The 19,260-nt window shown below is 65.1% G+C and carries 14 protein-coding genes; 6 read left to right on the top strand and 8 right to left on the bottom strand.

Annotated elements, in window-relative coordinates; genetic code table 11:
• Positions 1–78: 78 nt before the first annotated feature.
• The 5 genes from BW11_RS05080 to BW11_RS05060 all read right to left on the bottom strand — a co-directional run bounded on the left by BW11_RS05080 (position 79) and on the right by BW11_RS05060 (position 6,741).
• On the bottom strand, positions 79–1,149 hold the full coding sequence (locus BW11_RS05080) for an ABC transporter substrate-binding protein (RefSeq protein ID WP_043165159.1): 1,071 nt from the start codon (positions 1,147–1,149) through the stop codon (positions 79–81).
• Positions 1,150–1,368: 219 nt separating this feature from the next.
• Positions 1,369–2,151, bottom strand: coding sequence for an ABC transporter permease (locus BW11_RS05075; RefSeq protein ID WP_107044126.1), 783 nt, complete (start codon positions 2,149–2,151; stop codon positions 1,369–1,371).
• A 160-nt stretch (positions 2,152–2,311) separates the two neighbouring features.
• Positions 2,312–3,889: a GH32 C-terminal domain-containing protein gene (locus tag BW11_RS05070; RefSeq protein ID WP_140444913.1), complete on the bottom strand. Its 1,578-nt coding sequence runs from the start codon at positions 3,887–3,889 to the stop codon at positions 2,312–2,314.
• 126 nt (positions 3,890–4,015) lie between these two features.
• Positions 4,016–5,362 (bottom strand): MFS transporter, encoded by a 1,347-nt coding sequence (locus tag BW11_RS05065; protein ID WP_043165165.1) that lies wholly within the window; start codon positions 5,360–5,362, stop codon positions 4,016–4,018.
• Positions 5,363–5,661: 299 nt separating this feature from the next.
• Positions 5,662–6,741 (bottom strand): LacI family DNA-binding transcriptional regulator, encoded by a 1,080-nt coding sequence (locus BW11_RS05060; RefSeq protein WP_140444912.1) that lies wholly within the window; start codon positions 6,739–6,741, stop codon positions 5,662–5,664.
• Positions 6,742–6,903: 162 nt separating this feature from the next.
• On the opposite strand from BW11_RS05060, the gene BW11_RS05055 reads away from it, so the two are divergent.
• The gene (locus BW11_RS05055) at positions 6,904–7,269 is read left to right on the top strand and encodes a phage holin family protein (RefSeq protein WP_043165173.1); all 366 of its coding nucleotides are present in this window, start codon (positions 6,904–6,906) and stop codon (positions 7,267–7,269) included.
• An 83-nt stretch (positions 7,270–7,352) separates the two neighbouring features.
• Here BW11_RS05055 and ilvD read toward each other — a convergent pair whose 3' ends face one another.
• Complete coding sequence (gene ilvD / locus BW11_RS05050; protein WP_140444911.1) at positions 7,353–9,218, bottom strand: dihydroxy-acid dehydratase; 1,866 nt, start codon at positions 9,216–9,218, stop codon at positions 7,353–7,355.
• 89 nt (positions 9,219–9,307) lie between these two features.
• Positions 9,308–9,967: a YitT family protein gene (locus tag BW11_RS05045; RefSeq protein ID WP_140444910.1), complete on the bottom strand. Its 660-nt coding sequence runs from the start codon at positions 9,965–9,967 to the stop codon at positions 9,308–9,310.
• Positions 9,968–10,089: 122 nt separating this feature from the next.
• On the opposite strand from BW11_RS05045, the gene BW11_RS05040 reads away from it, so the two are divergent.
• A complete protein-coding gene (locus BW11_RS05040; RefSeq protein WP_140444909.1) occupies positions 10,090–11,361 on the top strand; it encodes an AGE family epimerase/isomerase in 1,272 nt (423 codons plus the stop codon).
• A gap of 70 nt (positions 11,362–11,431) precedes the next feature.
• Positions 11,432–12,439, top strand: coding sequence for a hydroxyacid dehydrogenase (locus BW11_RS05035; protein ID WP_140444908.1), 1,008 nt, complete (start codon positions 11,432–11,434; stop codon positions 12,437–12,439).
• A gap of 245 nt (positions 12,440–12,684) precedes the next feature.
• On the opposite strand, the gene BW11_RS05030 is transcribed toward BW11_RS05035, so the two are convergent.
• On the bottom strand, positions 12,685–13,803 hold the full coding sequence (locus BW11_RS05030; protein ID WP_043165182.1) for a LacI family DNA-binding transcriptional regulator: 1,119 nt from the start codon (positions 13,801–13,803) through the stop codon (positions 12,685–12,687).
• Positions 13,804–14,071: 268 nt separating this feature from the next.
• On the opposite strand from BW11_RS05030, the gene BW11_RS05025 reads away from it, so the two are divergent.
• From BW11_RS05025 to BW11_RS05015, 3 genes are all read left to right on the top strand, one after another.
• The gene (locus tag BW11_RS05025; RefSeq protein WP_258184561.1) at positions 14,072–15,136 is read left to right on the top strand and encodes a glycerate kinase; all 1,065 of its coding nucleotides are present in this window, start codon (positions 14,072–14,074) and stop codon (positions 15,134–15,136) included.
• A 91-nt stretch (positions 15,137–15,227) separates the two neighbouring features.
• On the top strand, positions 15,228–17,513 hold the full coding sequence (locus tag BW11_RS05020) for an alginate lyase family protein (protein WP_140444906.1): 2,286 nt from the start codon (positions 15,228–15,230) through the stop codon (positions 17,511–17,513).
• A gap of 82 nt (positions 17,514–17,595) precedes the next feature.
• Positions 17,596–19,260 (top strand): glycoside hydrolase family 43 protein, encoded by a 1,665-nt coding sequence (locus BW11_RS05015; RefSeq protein WP_219846724.1) that lies wholly within the window; start codon positions 17,596–17,598, stop codon positions 19,258–19,260.

The raw sequence follows: 19,260 nt of genomic DNA, 5'->3' as shown, positions 1-19,260 counted from the left end.
TGTCTCCTTTCAGTGCCGTGACGACAAAGCGCCCGCGAACGGGCGCTTTGCTGCTCATTGTGTTCCCAGATCGCGGGACTACTTGCCAAGGAACTCGTTGGTGGCGAAGTCCTTGGTGTTCGGCGCCTCGTGGATCACCTTGTCGTGGCTGTCCGTGTAGGCGTCCTCCTCGGCGAGGAAGTCGAAGTACTTCTGCGGTTCGACGAAGTCGTTGGTGCCGAGCACGAACGAGCCGTCCTTGATCTTGGCCGGGTCTCCCCAGTACTGGCCGTCGACGATGGTCTGCATGCTCTTCTTGACGAAGTCGACCTTGAGGTTGGCCTCCGGAGCCTCGTCGACGAGGATCTGCGCGGCGTCGTCCGGGTGCGAGTAGGCGTACTCGTAGCCCTTCTGCGTGGCCTGCGTGAACTTCTTGACCAGATCCGGGTTCTCCTTGATGGTCTTGTCGCTGGTGATCACGCCGATGGCGTCCGCGTTGCCGGGAACGCCGTAGTCGGGCTCGGTGAAGCAGTTGAGCTTCGGGCCGTACATTTCGGCCTGCACGCCCTCCCAGGTGGCGTAGAAGCCGCCGAAGTCGGCCTTGCCGGACTGGAGCGTCTGGAACGTGGAGGTGCCGACGGTGACCTTGTCGAACTCGCCCTTGCCGCCGTCGGTCTGGATCATGCGTCGCACCACGGCGTCGGACTCGTTGGAGCCGAACGTGGCGAAGGTCTTGCCGTCGAGGTCCTTCGGGGACTTGATGGCGGTGTTGGAGGCGAGCGCGCACCAGATGGCGCTCGGCTTCTGCTGGACCTGCAGCACCTGCTTGAGGTGCGCGCCCTTGATGTTGTACATGCCCACGTTGGTGAGGTTGGACAGCGCGAAGTCGGCGTTGCCGTTGTTCACGGCCTGCTCGGCGCCGGCCTGCGCCACGGCCACGATGTCGACGTCGAGGCCCTGATCCTTGAACCAGCCCTTGTTCTTGGCGACGTAGACGCCGATGTGGTTGGTGTCGGGAGCCCAGGACAGCATGAACGTGACCTTCTTGAGGTCGCCGTTCGAAGCGGAGGAGGAAGAGGTGTCGTTGCTCTGGCCGCACGCCGCAAGACCGATGGTCATGGCGAGGGCGCCCACGAGGGCGATGGCCTTGTTCACAAGGCTGTGCTTCATGATGAATCCCTAGTTCGTTGTTCTCTCGATCGTTCTCTGGGTGACGCTTCGGGCGGATGATCGGCAGAGAACGATATGGAGGGCCTGACGATCCGCCCGACCGACGCCCCGGCGTCTCCCGGTCGAAGCGCTAGAAAAGGGGGAGAGGCCGTTTGCCACACGTCGGACAAGCGCCCCCCATTATAGGGGACAGGCACTACCTCTCCTGCCGGCGGCCCCTCACTGATCCGCATCCGGATCCGCGTCCTCGCCCACCGGGCCGAGCAGCACGCGCTCGCTGATGTTCACGGCGATGAGCAGCAGACACGTCATCGCGATGATCGTGAACGTGGCGGAGAAGATCAGCGGCGTGCGGAACGAGTTGTACGCGGCCTGCAGCCAGATGCCGAGACCCTTGCGCGCGCCCAGATACTCGGCCGTCGAGGCGGTGGCGAAGATGTAGGCGGCGGTCACGCGAATGCCTCCGTAGATCTGGCGGGCGGCGACGCGCAGCTTGACATGCCACAGCGTCCACACGCGCGTGGCGCCGCAGGTCAATGCCACGTCCTCGTAGAACTGCGGCACCGCCTCCAGTCCGCGCACGGTCTGCACGGCGACGGGGAACAGGCCGAACACGGCCGTGATGACGATCTTGCCCTCGGTCTCGAATCCGAACCAGATGAGGAACAGCGGGGCGATGGAGATGAGCGGCATCGTCTGCGCGGCGGCGAGCAGCGGATAGAACGCCGCGTTGAACACGCGCGAACAGTACAGGCCGATGCCGATGAGAATGCCGAGCAGCACGGCGAACAGGAAGCCGGTCACACCCTCGTAGGTGGTCACGGCGGCGGCCGGTCCGAGCGTGGGCCACACCTCGATGGTGGCCTGCGCGATCTCGCTCGGCGCGGGGATCATCGTCGAGGGCACGTGTCCGATGCGCACCCACGCCTCCCAGATGGAGAACAGTGCGATGACGGCGATGATGGTGGGGATGCGGCGTCTGACGCGCGCGACGATGGACATGTGAGGTTCACCTTGCCTTCCGTGGCGCCGGCCTGTCCGACGCCTGATGCCGGGGCGTGGAGCAGTAAGGTGAGGAGCCTGCGCGCCAGCCGGACATGACTAACCGCGTCACAGTATAGCGACGCGGTTAGTCCGGCAAGGGGATGGTTTTGGGAGAGGCTTACTCCAGTCCGATGGACTTCAGGTGGTGGAGCTTGAGCGAGTCGACCTTGAGCGAGCCGGATTCGGCGGCGAGCCTGATCGCGCGCGGGCCCTCGGAGGCGTACGAGTAGGAGCTCAGCACCTGACGGCCGCCGTTGACGTACACCTCGACCGAGCCGCGGTCGACGAACACGCGCAGCTCGAGCCTGCCGGAGGCGAGCTCGGCCTCGGTCAGCGGGGCGACGCGGTAGCCGCGGTCGCCGTTCCTCATCGCACCACGGTCCACGACGACCGCACCCAGCTGGTCGTCGTACGCGACCGACGTGTATGCGCCGTCCTCGGTGGCGTGGACGCGCAGGCCAGCGCGCTCGGCGGTGGAGGCGTCGAGGTCGATCGTCATCTCGATCTCGACCGCCTCGGCGTCGTCGGCGATCGTGCGCTCGCCGTCCGTGTCGAGGGTGATCGCGCCGTGGTCGAACGTGTCGGCGCGCAGGCCCTCCATCTCGGCGGCCGGCGCGGTGACGACGTCGCCGTCACGCAGGGTGATCTCGCGCGGCAGGGTCAGCTGGCCGCACCAGCCGTCCTCCTCCATCGGGATCGGCTGGACGAACGGGCTCATCCAGCCGTAGACGATCTGACGGCCCTCGCCGCCGTGCTCCGGACCGTCGACGTGGAACGACTGCGGCGCGTAGTAGTTGTGGCCGCAATCCCACAGGCGGAACTCGGTCTCGGGCTGGAACGCCTCGCCCGGCTCCCAGGTGCCGATCATGTAGCCGGCGTTGTTGACGTTGCGGTTCATGAAGCCCTTCGGCTTGGAGCCCATCGCGGAGAAGCCGATGACCCACTTGGTGACGCCGTGTTCGTCACGGATCGGGAAGAAGTCGGGGCATTCGAGCATGAACACGTCCGGGTCCGGGTGCTCGAACAGCACGCGCTCGTAGGTCCAGCGCACCATGTCGTCGGAGGAGAACAGCCACATCTGGCCGCGGCGCTCGGCGGAGGAGACGCCGAAGGTCATGTACCACTTGTCGCCGGTCTTCCACACCTTCGGGTCGCGGTAGTGGTGGTCGACCTTGTCGGTCGGGCAGTCGATGATCATGCCCTGCTTGGTGGCGGAGGTGAGCTCGTCGTTGTCAGGGGTGGCGAGCATCTGCACCTGCCAGTCGCCGCCGGTGTTGTCGTGGCCGTTGGCCCAGCGGTGGCCGGTGTAGTAGAACTTGAGATCGCCGTTGTCGTCGATCACGGCGGAGCCGGAGAACACGCCGTCCTTCTCCTGCTCGAGCGAGGGCGCGAACATGATCGGCTCGCGCTTCCAGTTGACCATGTCGGTGGAGGAGACATGGCCCCAGTGGCACGGTCCCCACTGGGTGCCGTACGGGTGCAGCTGGTAGAAGACGTGCCAGCGTCCCTTGTAGTAGCACAGGCCGTTCGGGTCGTTGATCCAGCCGCCGTTCGAGGCGATGTGGAACTTCGGGTACCAGCGGTCGTTGCGCTTGGCGGCGAGCGCGGCGACGCCCTCCTCGGCGCGGGCGAGTTCGGCGGCGTGGTCGCGGATCGGGGTGAGCACGGGGGAGTCGGGGGTGAAGTCGGTGGTCATGATGCACTTCCTTGTGAGTATGGGTGTGGTTGCGGGTGTGGTTGCGGTTCGGTGCGGATGTGGGATTGCGCCCGACCGGACGGGGAAGGGGGAACCGTCACGGTCGGACGCAAGTGTGGTGTGCGATCAGGCCTTGGCCGCTTCCATGGCCTTGAGCTGGCGATCGGTGTAGAACGGGTCGCCGCCGACCTCCTGATCGTCCTTCTTGATGATGAAGAAGCCGTAGATCAGGGCGAGCAGGACGATGCCGGAGATCACCCAGAAGGTCACGCGGGAGCCCATGTCGTTGGCCGGCATGAGGGCGGCCATGTAGTCGTGGAAGGCACCCATCGGGGTGGAGAAGATGACCTGGCCGATCTGCGAGGCGATCTGGAAGCCGACCATGTAGAGCGTGGCGGACAGCTTGGTGTCGAAGTGCAGGGTGAAGTAGCGGAACGCCGGCAGGCAGAACAGCGGCACCTCGATGGAGTGGAACAGCTTGACGATGGAGACGGTGATCGGGTCGTGGAACACGCCGCACAGGCCGATGCGGGCGAACATGACGAACGCGCCGAGCAGCAGGGCGTTGCGCACGCCGATCTTCTTCATGATGATCGGCACGACGCCCATCATCGCGGACTCGAGGAAGACCTGGAAGCTGTTGAGCACGCCGTAGGTGCTGTTGCCCATCTCGGTGGTCGGGAACAGGCCGGCGTAGTAGTTCGGGAACATCTGCTGGTCGAACACGACGTAGAAGGTGTTGGTGAACAGCATGAAGACGACGAGGATCCACAGGGTCGGCATCTTGAGGACGCCGAGCATCTCCTTGAAGGACGGGTTGGTCGGGGCGGCGTTCGGATCGGCCTCCTTCTTGAGCTCCTCACGCTGCTCGGACGGGATCCAGAACGCGTAGATGAGCAGCATGCCGAGGCCGCAGGCGGAGCCGACCCAGAAGTTGATCAGCGGGTTGATGTTGAACAGGAAGCCGGCGCACAGGGCGACGATCGCGTAGCCGAAGGAGCCCCAGGCGCGGGACTGGCCGTACTCGAAGCCGAACTTGCGCGAGTAGCGTTCGGTGACCGCCTCGAACAGGGAGCATCCGGACATGAAGCCCGCGGACAGGACGATCGAGCCGATCAGAACGCCCAGGAAGCGCGTGGTGCCGCCGGCGGTGAGCATCGGCATGTAGATGAACTGGACGAACGGTCCGACGAGCGCGGCGATGATCGAGATGAAGACGACCAGCTTGCGCTTGATGCCGAGCTGGTCCTGGATCACGCCGTAGACGAACATGATGATCAGCGTGGCCAGCGAGTTGATCGAGTAGATCTGGCCCTGCTCGGCGGAGGTCATGCCGAGGCCGTGCGTCGGGTCGGTCAGCCACCTCGAGAAGAAGGACCACCAGATGCCCCAGGAGCAGAAGAACATGAAGATGCCGAAGGAGCTCTGCAGATAGGAGGGGTTCCTCCATGCGGACTTGGATGTGCTTGCCATGTGTATTCCCTTGTCTCTCCCATCCGCTGCCGTGCGGATGGACCTTTTGTATGGCGTTTTGTCGTATCGGTGCCGGATGCCGGCTGGGGTTCCTCCCGCGGCTGCCACGCCGTGTGGGGAATCGTGTTGACGGTTATCAATATAACGCATCAAACGATTTACGTCAAACGTTCTATGTAAACCGGTTCGACAACAGACGAGTCAACGCGTCAAACGATTGATATAACGCCGTTTTTGTCGACCGTCCCAAAACGAGAGCCCGCAACACTCCGGCGTGTCGCAGGCTCGGAAGAACAAAGTCAGCCCCTTCTGACCGACTCCTTTTCGATCAGGGTGCAGTGGATCTTCGCCGGCGCGGGTGCGTTGAGCGGCGGGATCGGCGCGGTCGTCCTCGGCCACTCGCTCTCGTCGAGATCGCGTCCCTCGATCAGCGAGATCAGCTTCGCCGCGGCCCAGTATCCCATCTCGAAGTGCGGCAGCTCGATCGTCGTCAGCTGCGGGGAGAGGGTCTCGGCGAACACGCGGTGGTTGTCGACGCCCACGACGGACAGGTCGCGCCCCACCGTCATCCCGCGCCGCGCCGCGCACTCGTACACGTACCAGGCGCGTGCGTCGTTGAAGCAGAAGAAGCCGTCCGGCCGCTCCCAGTCGAACAGGTCGGATACGGCCGCGAGTGCCGGACCGTTGTTGAGCACGTTGACGACGAGCCGGTCGTCGGGCTTGTGGCCGACGTCCTCAAGCGCGGCGCGATAGCCGGCGAGACGCCCGTGCTGGGCGATCATGTCCTCGCTGCAGCCGACGTACGCGATGCGCTCGCATCCGGCGTCGATGAGCCGGCGGGTCGCGTCGTAGCCGATGCGGAACTCGTCCGGTTCGACGCTGGGGACCGGAGCTGAACCGGTGCCATCGGCGAGGCTGTCTCCATCGTTGCGATCGGTGGCGTCGACGAGCACGACTGGCAGGTCGGCGAGCGCCTGCGGCACGTCGGTGATGCGGTTCGACATCTTCGCGTAGAGGAACCCGTCGGCGCCGTAGCGTTTCAGGGCGGCGATCTCGTCGTCCTCGTCCATGCCGCCGTCGGTGCTGACGGTGATGAGCATGTAACCGTACTGGCTGGCGGCGGACTGCGCGCCGAGGATCATGCCGCCGGCGTATGGGGTGGTGGCGACCTCCTCGCTGATGAAGCCGAGGATGTGCGTGCGGTTCGTTCTCAGGGAGCTTGCCATCGGGTTGACCCTGTAGCCGAGGCGTTCGGCCACCGCGCGCACGTGCGAGGCGATCGCCGGCTTGACGCGCCCCTCGTCGCGGTGGTTCATCACCAGCGACACCGTCGAAACCGAAACCCCCGTCTCCTGCGCGATCTGCTTCATCGTAACCATACGTCAAACGATACACCGTATGTCTGGCGTGCTCCCGAACTGACTCGCTATACGTACATTCGTACGCATGGAAGATCGATTGATGCATGGAGATAGGGGTCTTGTGTGAAACAAGGTCCGATCCGGCCATGCCAGAGCCGGCCTCGCGGATAGCATGGGGCTATGAGACAGTTTCTGACGCAATGGCTGATACTGACCGTGGCCGCCGCCGTGATGGTGGTGCTGCTGCCCGGCATGACGACGGTGGGGGAGCCGCCGATCCTCGGCATCGCCGTGTTCTCCCTGTTCATGGCGCTGATCAATGCATCCGTCAAGCCGGTGATGCAGCTGGTCTCCCTGCCGATCACGATCCTCACGTTCGGCGTGTTCTATCTGGTGGTCAACTGGCTGTGCATGCGATTGGCGTCGTGGTTCGCGCTGAGCCTGTTCGGCGTCGGCGTCTACGTGCACGGCTTCCTGTGGGCGACGATCGGCTCGATCATCATGGCCATCGTCTCCGGCATCGTCGGCGCGATCATCGGCGACTGATATGAATTTCAGACATATGAAAAGCCCCGCGGCTTTGAACCGCGGGGCTTTTCGTCTATTCGTCAGCTGATGTCGCCAGCCGATCAGGCGAGGCCGGAAAGCTTGTTGATGAGTTCCGGATCACGAGTCGCACCCTTGTCGGCGGAACGAGCGAAGGCGGCGTAGGCCTTGAGGGCCTGCGAGACCTTGCGGTCGCGGTGCGCGACGTAGCCGTCTCCGGCCTCGAGCTCGCGGCGGCGCTCGGCGAGCTGCTCGTCGGTCAGCTCGACGTTGACGGAACGGGCCTCGATGTCGATGTCGATGATGTCGCCGTTCTTGATGAGCGCCACCGGGCCCTTGTTCGCGGCCTCCGGGGCCATGTGGCCGATCGCGAGGCCGGAGGAGCCGCCGGAGTAGCGGCCGTCGGTGAGCATGGCGACCTGCTTGCCGATGCCCTTGCCCTTGACGAAGGAGGTCGGGTAGAGCATCTCCTGCATGCCCGGGCCGCCCTTCGGGCCCTCGTAGCGGATCACGAGCGCCATGCCCGGCTTCAACGTGTCGTCGAGGATGACCTTGATGGCCTCCTCCTGGGATTCGACGACCAGAGCCGGTCCGCGGAACTTCCAGATCTCCTGCGGCACGCCGGCGGTCTTGACGACGCAGCCGTCGGGCGCGAGGTTGCCGCGCAGCACGGCGAGACCGCCCTCGTGGATCTCCGGGTGGTCGATGTCGTGGATCGCGCCGTTGACGCGGTCGGTGTCGAGGGAGTCGAACAGGGTCTCGTGCGTCCACGGCTCGGGGGAGATGATGTGGCCCGGCGCCGCGTGGTAGAGGGTCTTGGCCTCCTCGGTGCAGGTGTCGCGCATGATGTCCCAGTCGGCGAGCTTGTCCTCGAGCGTCGGGTAGTCGATCGAATGGACGTTCCTGTGCAGCTTGCCGGCGCGGTCAAGCTCGCCGAGGATGCCGCAGATGCCGCCCGCGCGGTGTACGTCGGAGATCTCCCACTTGCCGGACGGTGCGGCCTTGCAGATGCACGGCACGGTGTGGGAGATGCGCTCGATGTCGTCGAGCGTGAAGTCGACGTCCGCGGACTGCGCCATCGCGAGGATGTGCAGCACGGTGTTGGTGGAGCCGCCCATCGCGACGTCCATCGTCATCGCGTTCTCGAACGCCTCCTTGGTGGCGATGGAGCGCGGCAGCACGGAATCGTCGTCGTCCTTGTAGTACTGGTTGGCGATCTTGACGACCTGGCGCGCGGCCTTGCGGAACAGCTCCTTGCGGAAGCCGTGGGAGGCGAGGATCGTGCCGTTGCCGGGCAGGGCGAGACCGATGGCCTCGGTCAGGCAGTTCATCGAGTTGGCGGTGAACATGCCGGCGCAGGAGCCGCAGGTCGGGCAGACGGTCTTCTCGTAGTTGAGCAGGTCCTCCTCGGAGACGCTGTTGTCGGCGGAGGCGTACATCACGGAGATGAGGTCGGTGTTCTTCTTGACGGTGCCGTCGGCGAGGACGGTGGTGCCGGCCTCCATCGGGCCGCCGGAGACGAACACGGTCGGGATGTTGAGGCGAAGGGCCGCCATCAGCATGCCGGGGACGACCTTGTCGCAGTTCGGGATGCAGATCAGGGCGTCGGCGCAGTGCGCGTTGCACTGGTATTCGACGGTGTCCGCGATGATGTCGCGGGAAGGCAGGGAGTACAGCATGCCGGTGTGGCCCATGGCGATGCCGTCGTCGACGGCCATGGTGTTGAACTCGCGCGGGATGCCGCCGGCCTCCTTGATGGCTTCGGAGACGATGCGGCCGACCTTGTTGAGGTGGACGTGGCCGGGGAGGAACTCGTCGAAGGAGTTGGCGATGGCGATGATGGGCTTCTTGCCCATGTCGTCGCCGCTGACGCCTGCGGCACGGTAGAGGGCTCGGGCACCTGCGAAGACGCGGCCCGACATGAGTTTGGCAGAACGCATTTCAGTCATGCTTCCATTCAAGTCCCTAATCGGGACACGCGTTTTGTCAAGAGTCAGAATATGGAATTCACGAGGATGTTACCAAACACTCGGCTCCCTCACGCCTCCCGCACGGCCTGCGTCTTGCGGATCGCCGGCACGAAGCGGAAGTGCCGGTTGAGCAGGTTGACGATCTGGCCGGTGATGACCGCAACCACGACGGTGCCGACGCCGAGGCCGTTGAGCCGGTGGAAGAAGACGAATGAGAGCACGCCGGCGATGATGATCAGCGAGACGTCGAAGTACACCTTGACCGTGCCGAAGCGGACCTTGGTCACCACGGAGAAGGCGTGCACGATGCCCTCGCCGGGCACCATGATGATCCCCGGTGCCACCTCCATGCAGATGCCGAGGGCGAGGACGAAGCAGCCGAGCAGCAGCCCCGCGCCCTGCATCCACCACGTATCCGGGTCGAACCAGCCGAGGATGGTCATGCTCACGTCCAGCACGGCGCTGAACCAGAAGGTGACGGCCAGCTGGAGGTACTGGAAGGCGTGGAAATCGCGTCGCAGCAGGATCACCTCGATGATCACGAAGATCACGTTCATCGCGAAGGTGGTCACGCCGAAGCTGATCTGTGGGAATCGCAGGGCGACGACCCACGCGATGCTGGAGATCGGCGAGGTGCCGAGCGCGCTTTTCGTGATGAGTGCGATGCCGAAGGATTCGATGCTGATTCCGGCGATGAAGCAGAGGAAACGTTTGATGATGTACGGCATAGTTCAGCAAGCCCTTACAGTTTTTTCCGATTTTTTCCCAAACCCGGTCGACAGATGTCAGGGATCATTGTACACTTGTTTTCGGTAAGGGCTTACCGCAAAGCTGCGAAAGGAATATCACAATGACGCAAGGTCAAGAAGAGCTAAGTGTGAAGTATCAGCGCGGAACCACCGAGAACACGGCGTTCCTTGACGAGGAGACCAACGATCTGCTCAATTTTGGAAAGCGCTTCCCGTACAAGGACGGCGGATCCACATGGCTGGATGAGAACGGCAACCCGGATCTCTCCCACGGCGTCGAGACCTGGATCACCTCCCGCATGGCGCACGTCTACTCGCTGGGCGTCCTCTACGGCCACCCGGGCTCCGAGGAACTCGTCGACGCCGCCCTCAAGGGCCTGACCGGCATCCTGCACGACGACGAGCACGGCGGCTGGTACCCGCAGGTCTTCACCGACGGCACCCACGCTCCGGGCAAGGTCTGCTACGCCCACGCCTTCGTGATTCTCGCCGCCACCTCCGCCGTCTACGTCGACCGCCCCGGCGCCAAGGAGCTGCTTGACCTCGCGCTCAGGACCTACGACGAGCACTTCTGGGACGACAAGCTCGGACTCGCCGTCGACACGTGGAACACCGAGTTCACCGAGCTCGACCCGTACCGCGGACTCAACGCCAACATGCATACCACCGAGGCGTTCCTCGCCGTCGCCGACGTGACTGGCGACAACTCCTACCGCGTGCGCGCCGGCCGCATCATCGACCACGTGCTGGGCTGGGCCCGGAACAACGGCTGGCGCATCCCGGAGCACTTCAACTCCGGCTGGGAGCCGCAGCTCGAGTTCAACGCGGACAAGAAGGACGACCAGTTCAAGCCGTACGGCGCCACCCCGGGCCACGGCATCGAATGGGCGCGTCTGATCACCCAGTGGGCGCTGTCCACCTACCCGGACGACGAGGCCGCCCGCAAGCCGTACGTCGAGGCCGCCGAACAGCTGTTCCGCCGCGCCGTCGCCGACGGCTGGGACGCCGACGGCCAGCCCGGCATCGTCTACACCACCGACTGGGAGGGCAGGCCCGTCGTCCACGACCGCATGCACTGGACCATCGCCGAGGCCGTCAACACCTCCGCCACGCTCGCCAAGGTGACCGGCGATCCGTTCTACGACGAGTACTACGCGCGGTTCTGCAAGTACATCGACGAGTGCGTCGTCGACCATGTCAAGGGCTCCTGGTTCCACCAGCTCGATCGCGACAACCACGTGATCGGCACCGTGTGGCCAGGCAAGTCCGACCTGTACCACGCCACCCAGTCCACGCTGATCCCGCGCCTTGATCCGGCTCTGTCCGTCGTGCCCGCCCTCGGCGAGGCCAAGAAGGCCGGTAAGGCGTTCTGAAATAGCGTCCGATAGACCTAGACTCACCAAATAGCAAGAATTACAGGCAATCAAAGGAAGTGCATACACCATGACCAAATCCAAGCCGAAAGTCGTCCTGACCATGCAGCCGCCGGAGCTGGTGGACAAGCTCATGAACGACACCCAGTGGGCTCGTCTCGACGCCGTCGCCGACGTCGACCGCGACGTCATCACCGATTTTCACGCCGAAGGCGTCGAAGACCAGATCAAGGACGCCGACTACATCTTCTCCGGATGGGGCCCGGACGCCCGCATCGACGTCGACACCCTCGACAGGATGCCCAAGCTCAAGGGCATCGCCGCGGCCGCCGGCAACGCGTGGCGTCTGCTCACCCCGGAGGCGCTCGAGGAGGTCGACAAGCGCGGCATCCTGCGCTCCAACTCCGGCTATGTCAACGGCATCCCGGTCGCCGAGTACTGCATGGCGATGATCCTCATGGCGAACAAGGACTTCTTCCGCGCCGAGCGCATCTACCGTGAGCGCCGCGAGTACATCAACCGCGAGGTCGAGTTCCCGACCGCCGGCAACTACCTGAAGACCGTGGGCCTGGTCACCGCCTCCGCCCGCATCGGCCGCCACCTGATGGGCCTGCTCAAGGGATGCCGCATGCGCGTGCTCGCCGAGTCCCGTTCGATGGACGCCGAGGAGACCGCCTCCTACGGTGCGGTCAAGGCCGACATGGAGACCATCTTCCGCGAGTCCGACGTCATCTCCGTGCACACGCCGAGCCTGCCCGCCACCCGCGGCATGATCGGCGCCAAGTACTTCAAGATGATGAAGGACGGCGCCTGGTTCATCAACTCCGCCCGTGGCGCCGTCGTCGACGCCGACGCGATGATCGCCGAGCTCAGGACCGGCCGCATCAACGCGATCCTCGACGTCACCGATCCGGACGAGCCGCTGTCCGCCGACTCCCCGCTGTGGGACATGCCGAACGTGATCCTGACCCCGCACATCGCCGGCTCCGAGGGCACCGAGCTGCAGGGCATGGGCGAGAACGTCGTCAACGAGCTCACCCACATGATCAAGGGCGAGCCGCTGGAGTACGCGGAGTGATCGTCGACCGGCTGGTCGGCCGGCAGTCGGCCGGCCGCCAGCCGCTTGCAGCGAATCGTTCTCAATAAGAAACGTGTGAGGCCTTTTCGGCCTCAATCGAACAGGGGATGCCCCGGAACGTTGGAATTCCGGGGCATCCCCTGTTGTGCGTTTGTGCGATGGTGTGCGATGGGCTCACGCGTTTGCTATTGAGAACGATTCGCTGCAAGCGGCGTATTCCGGCACGCCGGAATACGGGACGCATCTCACCTTCTGGGCAGTGATCCGCGCAGGACGACGTCCGGGGCGCTCTGCACGTAGATCAGACGTCCCGCGTCGGCCGAACTCGAGCCGGTCTCGCCGGTCGTCTCCTGCGCGTCGCGCTTGGCGAGGACGCTGCCGACGGCGGCCTGCCCCATCTGCTCGAGCGGCAGGTGCACGGTGGTCAGCGGCGGGTAGACGTCCGCCGAGTAGGGGATGTCGCCGAATCCGGTGACGCCCACGTCGACTCCGGGCTCGATGCCGTTGGCGCGCAGCGCGGTCATCGCGCCGATCGCCATCACGTCGTTCAGGGCGATGACCGAGTCGGCGCCCCTGCCCTCATACAGCGCGCCGTCGCCGGGCTTGAGGAGCCCCGCGCGCGCCATCTGCATGATCGCCGCATAGCCTTCGGTGCGGCTGAACCGGCCGTTGACCGTCGCACGCGGGTCGATGACGACGTCGGCGTCGGCGAACGCGGCGAGCACGCCGTCCAGTCGTTCCCTTGACGTGCGGTAGGTCTCGTCGCCCCTGAGGATCACGGGCCGGGTGTATCCGGAGTCGATGATGAGTCTGGCGATCGCGCGTGCGCCGACGTCGTTGGCGACGTCCACCGCCGGGAACGGCAGGTCGCGGTTGAGGATGAACACGGCGCGGCCGCCGGTCGACTCGTACTGTCTGAGCTCGTTGGTCAGCGGCTCGCGTTCGGGCGCGTCGACGTATTCGCTTTCCGCGACGATGATGCCGCGCGGGCGGGTGGCCGTGGCCTTGCGCACCGCCTCGAGCTCCTCGCGCGGGGTGGGCGCCACGCTGATCGTGACCGTCAGGCCGTGTTCGGCCGCGGCTTTGACCACGCCCTGCGAGACGGCGGCGAAGTACGGGTCGGAGATGTCCGAGACGAGCAGGACGATGTTCGGCGCCGTGCCCTTGGCGACCGCCTGCGCGTAGGCGTTGGGGCGGTAGTTGAGTTTGGTGGCCGCCTCCATCACCTTCACGTATGATTGGTTGCGGACCCTGCGCGTGCTGCCGTTCAGCACACGTGACGCCGTGGCGATGGAGACGTTGGCCGCCTTTGCCACGTCCATCAGTGTCGCGGGCGATTGCGTTTTGTCGTTCTGAGCTGCCATGGTCCTCGCTGATCCTGTTCTTCCCGGAAACGGAAAATAATCTTCAAACGTTTACCGCAATCATAGCTGCATTGCGCACGAAATGCGAGCGATGACGCGCGATTGTGCAGTCTTTTGCTCGAATGTATCCGCCTGCGCGCATCCCGATATTGCGGTAAGCGTTTTCCATTTCGGCGTGTCGTGAGGTATGCTGGGGTGCATGACGCGATATCTATGCGCCCCTGACTCCTTCAAGGAGAGCCTGACCGCCATGGAGGCGGCGCGGGCCATGGCCCAGGGGATCAAGAACGCGGACCCCGCAGCCGAGGTCCGCTGCCTGCCGATGGCCGACGGCGGCGAAGGCACCGCCCGTGCGCTCGTCGACGCAACGCACGGCGTGATGCTCGAGGCGACGGTCCACGACCCGCTCGGACGGTCCATCACCGGCCATTACGGCATGCTCGGCGACGGCGTGACGGCCGTGGTCGAAACCGCCGAAGCCAGCGGACTCGCCTTGCTCTCGTCCGACGAACGCAATCCGCTCATCGCCTCCTCGTACGGCACCGGCGAACTGATCCGCGCGGCCGCCCATGCGGGCGTCAGGCGCATCATCGTCGGCCTTGGAGGCTCGGCCACCAACGACGCCGGCGCGGGACTCCTTCAGGCGCTGGGCGTGCGTCTGCTCGACGAGCATGGCAGAGAACTCGCCCGCGGCGGCGCGGCGCTCGCCAGTCTCGAAAGAATCGACGTGAGCGGACTCGACGAGGCCGTACGCTACGTGCACGTCATCGCCGCCTGCGACGTGACCAACCCGCTGACCGGCCACGACGGCGCCAGCGCCGTATTCGGACCGCAGAAGGGCGCCACGCCGGCCGACGTCGAACGTCTCGACCAGGCGCTCGTCCACTTCGCGCACGTCATCGCCGACCAGTTGCATGTCGAGGTCGCCGACGTGCCCGGAGCCGGTGCGGCAGGCGGCATCGGCGCGGCCTTGAAGGGCTTCCTCGACGCCGAATTCCGCCCCGGCATCGACATCGTCATCGAGACCTCCGGACTCGACGAGGCCGCGCAGTGGGCGGACGTCGTTTTCACCGGCGAGGGCTCGATCGACTTCCAGACCAAGTTCGGCAAGACGCCGGCCGGCGTCGCCAAGACCGCCAAAGCGCATCGCAAGCCGGTCATCGCCGTCGCCGGACGCATCGGCAAAGGCGTCGACGAGCTCCATGAGGTCGGCATCGATGCGGTCTTCGGCATCGCACCCGGCGCCGCAAGCCTCGACAGCCTCCTGAAGGACGCCGCGCGCAACGTCACGTTCACCACCGAACAGATCGTACGCGCGCTCAGGCTCAGATGAGTTGGGGGTGCACACGATCAGGAAAGACCAATATGGGAACCTCGTTGAGAATCGTCACCGTCACCATCCGCATGAACAAGGGGGATGAATCATGACCGGTCACGCCGACGACTACCCCACACGCGAGCGGACCGTGGAACGCATCGTGCGCATCCGCACGGCCGAAGGCGACTACATCGCGCTCGCGTCCGACGGCGGGCTCACGCTCGGCACGGCCGACGAGGCCGAACGCTTCGCGCTCTACGCCTCCCGGTACCCGCAGTATCTGCGCTCCGGTGGCATGTCCGGCGGCACGACGGACATCGTATTCGACGGCGCGCAGGACGTGACCTACGCCCTGAGGAGCCTGACGAACGGGTGCTATCTGACGATCCAGAACTACGCCGACACCGTCGACGCGGACGGCAGACCCACGTACTACCGCAGGCGGGGACTCACGTACGTGGTCACCGCCACCGCGCCCGAGGCGTTCTGGAACGAGCGGTTCACGCTGACCGACCAGCCGGACGGCTCCACGCTGATCGCCAGCCACTGCGACGACCTGCGCGACGAGCCGAACTGCTCGGCGTTCCCGATGCGCGTCACCCTGTCCGGCGCGTACATCGACTACGGCAACGTAGCCGTGCAGCGACTGTTCGTCGAGGATGCGGGGGAGGTCGATTCCGCGGAATTCGCCGCGGACTCCGCGGGTGACGTTCCGGACTCCATCCCGCAGGTCTTCGTCCACCCCGGCGTGAACCTGTCGGCCGCGCAGCTGACGGCAATGCGCAATCACGTGCGCGCCCACGAGAACCCGTGGGTCGCCGATTATCGCCGACTGACCGACACCGTGCCCAACGACATGTCCAACGAGCGGTACGTACCTACTTTCCGTGAGGGCGTCGGCCGCGGCAACCCGGAGGGATCCGGCCACATCGGCGACTGGGAGATGTCGTGCGCGGCCGCCTACTTCAACGCGCTGCGCTGGGTCGTCACCGGCGAGGACAAGTACGCCGCCAAGACCGTCGAGATCATCGACGGCTGGTCGAAGACCCTGCGGGTCATCGACGGACGCGACCGCATCCTCGGCGCCTCGCTCGCCACCATCAAGCTCATCAACGCCGCCGAGATCGTACGATACTTCGACGGCGGCTACACGGGATTCGACGATGAGGCCTTCGCCCGATTCCGCACCATGCTGCACAACGTCATCTACCCGGTCGTGCGTGACGGCGGCGCGCCGATGAATGCGAACGGCAACTGGGACGTCACCCCGATGACCACGCTGCTGGCCATCGGCGTCGCCACCGACGACCGCCGGATCTTCGCCCGCGGCGTCGAGATGTACTCGAGCCGCTACTGCAACGGGTCGATCGAGAACTACCTGACCGACTGGGGCCAAAGCGTCGAGACCGCGCGCGATCAGGCGCACGGCCAGCTCGGCATCGGCGCGATGGGCGACACCTGCGCCATCGCCGAGCATCAGGGCGTCGACCTGTGGGGTCTCAAGGACAACAGGCTCGCCAAGGCGTACGAATGGTGCGCATGCTACAACCTGTTCCACGGCGAGGGAGAACTCGTCGTGACGCCGCTGTCCGGCATCTTCGGCTACTTCGACGACATCTCCTACTGGGACCACATGGAGGAGCAGGGCGTCTACCGCGGGCAGCTGCGGCCGATCTACGAGACCGCTCTCGCCCACTACCGCCACGTGCCCGGCGTCGACATGACATGGACCGAGCGTGCGGCGCGTGCGATGCGTCCGGAGGGTCTCGTCCACTTCGACAACCTCAACTTCTCCACCCTGACGACCTACGACGGGCCTGCCGAGGAGACGACGGAGCCGCTCATACGCCTGCGCACGATGCTCGAACCGTGGTACCAGCACTCCTGGTCCGCGATCCGCGCCGCAGGGGACGTCCCCTCCAACGCGCTGATCGACGGCGTGCTGCCTGAAGGGTACACGACCGAGACCACGCCCTCGTACTTCGCCGTCCAGTCGGACGGCACGCTCGCCGTGACGGCCATGCGCCGCGACGCCGCCCTGCTGCGGCTCGTTGCCCGCGACGACGGCACGTACTCGCTGGTCGACACGTCCGATGGACGCGTCCTGACGGTCGGCGGCGCGTTGTCCGACGGCGGATGCGAACTGCGCATGGCGTCGCAGCCCGATGCCGGTGCGAACGTCGACTGCTTCTCCCTACGCAACTGGGGTATCGGACGCATGTACCTCGTCCACGATGGACGGCTCGTCGAGACCGTGACGGACGGCGGCACGCCGACGCTGCGACTCGGCGTCCGTCCCGAAGGACGCAACACCGACACCAGGCCGGCGAACTGGCTGCTGTTCACCTACGACGATGCGGACGATGGAGCGGCGGGTTCGACGGCGGCATGACCGGTGGGCCTGGACGGCAAACGGCAAACACACAGCACAACGCGGATATATATCAAGCGGATATAAGGAGTCAGAAACAACAATGACCACGATGATCACCAACCCGATCCTTCCCGGATTCCATCCGGATTCAAGCGCCCTGCGCGTCGGCGACGACTACTACATCGCCACCTCCACCTTCGAATGGTGGCCGGGCATCGACATCTACCATTCCAAGGACCTCGTCAACTGGGAGTGGGTCGCCGCCCCCGTCAACCGCGAATCGCAGGTCGACCTTCGCGGCAACTACGATTCAGGCTCCCTGTGGGCGCCGCACCTGAGCTACGCCGACGGCAAGTTCTGGCTCGTCTACACGGACGTCAAAACCTACGCGCCGTTCAAGGACACCCTCAACTACGTGATCACCGCCCCGGACATCACCGGACCGTGGAGCGAACCGCATTTCCTGACCGCATCCGGCTTCGACCCGGCCATCTTCCACGACGACGACGGCCGTAAGTGGTTCCTCAACATGCTCTACGACTACCGTCCCGGCCGCCAGCGGTTCGCCGGCACGGTCATCCAGGAGTTCGATCCCGAATCGATGCAGCTGATCGGCGAGCGCAAGCACTTCTACAAGGGCACCAAGCTCGGCGTGTGCGAAGGCCCGCAGATCCTCAAGAGGAACGGCTGGTACTACCTGCTGTGCGCGGCAGGCGGCACCGGCTACATGCACGCCGCAACCGTGGCGCGCGCCCGTTCGCTCGAGGGACCGTTCGAGGATTCCTCGTACACGCCGCTGATGACCACGCGCGACGAGCCGAGTAATCCGCTGCAGAAGTCCGGCCACTGCTGCTTCCTCGAGATCGGCGACGAATGGTACGTCACGCAGATCTGCGGCAGGCCGCTGACCGAGCGCGGCAACTGCACGCTGGGCCGTGAGACCGGCATCCAGAAGATCTACTGGACTTCGGACGGCTGGCCGCGCCTGATCAACGACACGATCAGCCCGGACCTCAAGGTTCCGGCGCCGAGGATCGCGCAGGGCGTCGTGCAGGTCATGGACCACTCCGAACGCATCGAGTTCGAGGCCGATCGTGCCGCCGAGGCCAACGCGCCGCTCAACTCCGTGACCGATCCGGCCATCCCGCCGAGCCTCAAGACCCTGCGCACCGCGCTCGTGGCCGAACAGGACTATTCGCTCACCGAGCGTCCCGGCTGGCTGCGCATCCACGGTGCGCAGTCGTTGCGCTCGCAGCACAGGCAGACGCTGTTCGCCCGCCGTTGGGAGGCGTACGACTTCGACGCACAGACCGTGCTCGATTTCGATCCGACCAACTACCAGCAGATGGCCGGCCTGATCCTTTACTACGACACGCAGAACTGGATCTACGCGTACGTGAGCTTCGACTCGGAGGGCACCGACAGGCGCATCATCCAGGTGCTGCGCTGCGACCACGGCAAGCTCGACTACGGCTCCGATGCGATCGCGCTCGAGGAAGGCCCGGTGCGCATCAAGGTGGAGGTGCGCCGTGACAAGGCGAACTTCCACTTCGCGCAAGGCAAGGATATGTACGCTGACAACGCGCTGTGGAAGGCGATCGGCGGCGTGCAGCCGGCCGATCACATCAGCGACGACTACGTCGAGCGTACGATCCAGGGCTGCGCGTTCACCGGCGGCATGGTGGGCATCTGCTCGCAGGACATGGACGCCCACCGCTCGCACGCCGACTTCCAGTACTTCGACTATCAGGAAAGGAACAAGTAA

It is taken from the genome of Bifidobacterium sp. UTCIF-38 (assembly GCF_006454495.1).
Taxonomy (GTDB): domain Bacteria; phylum Actinomycetota; class Actinomycetes; order Actinomycetales; family Bifidobacteriaceae; genus Bifidobacterium; species Bifidobacterium callitrichos.
This window is presented reverse-complemented; position numbering and strand designations above follow the sequence as displayed.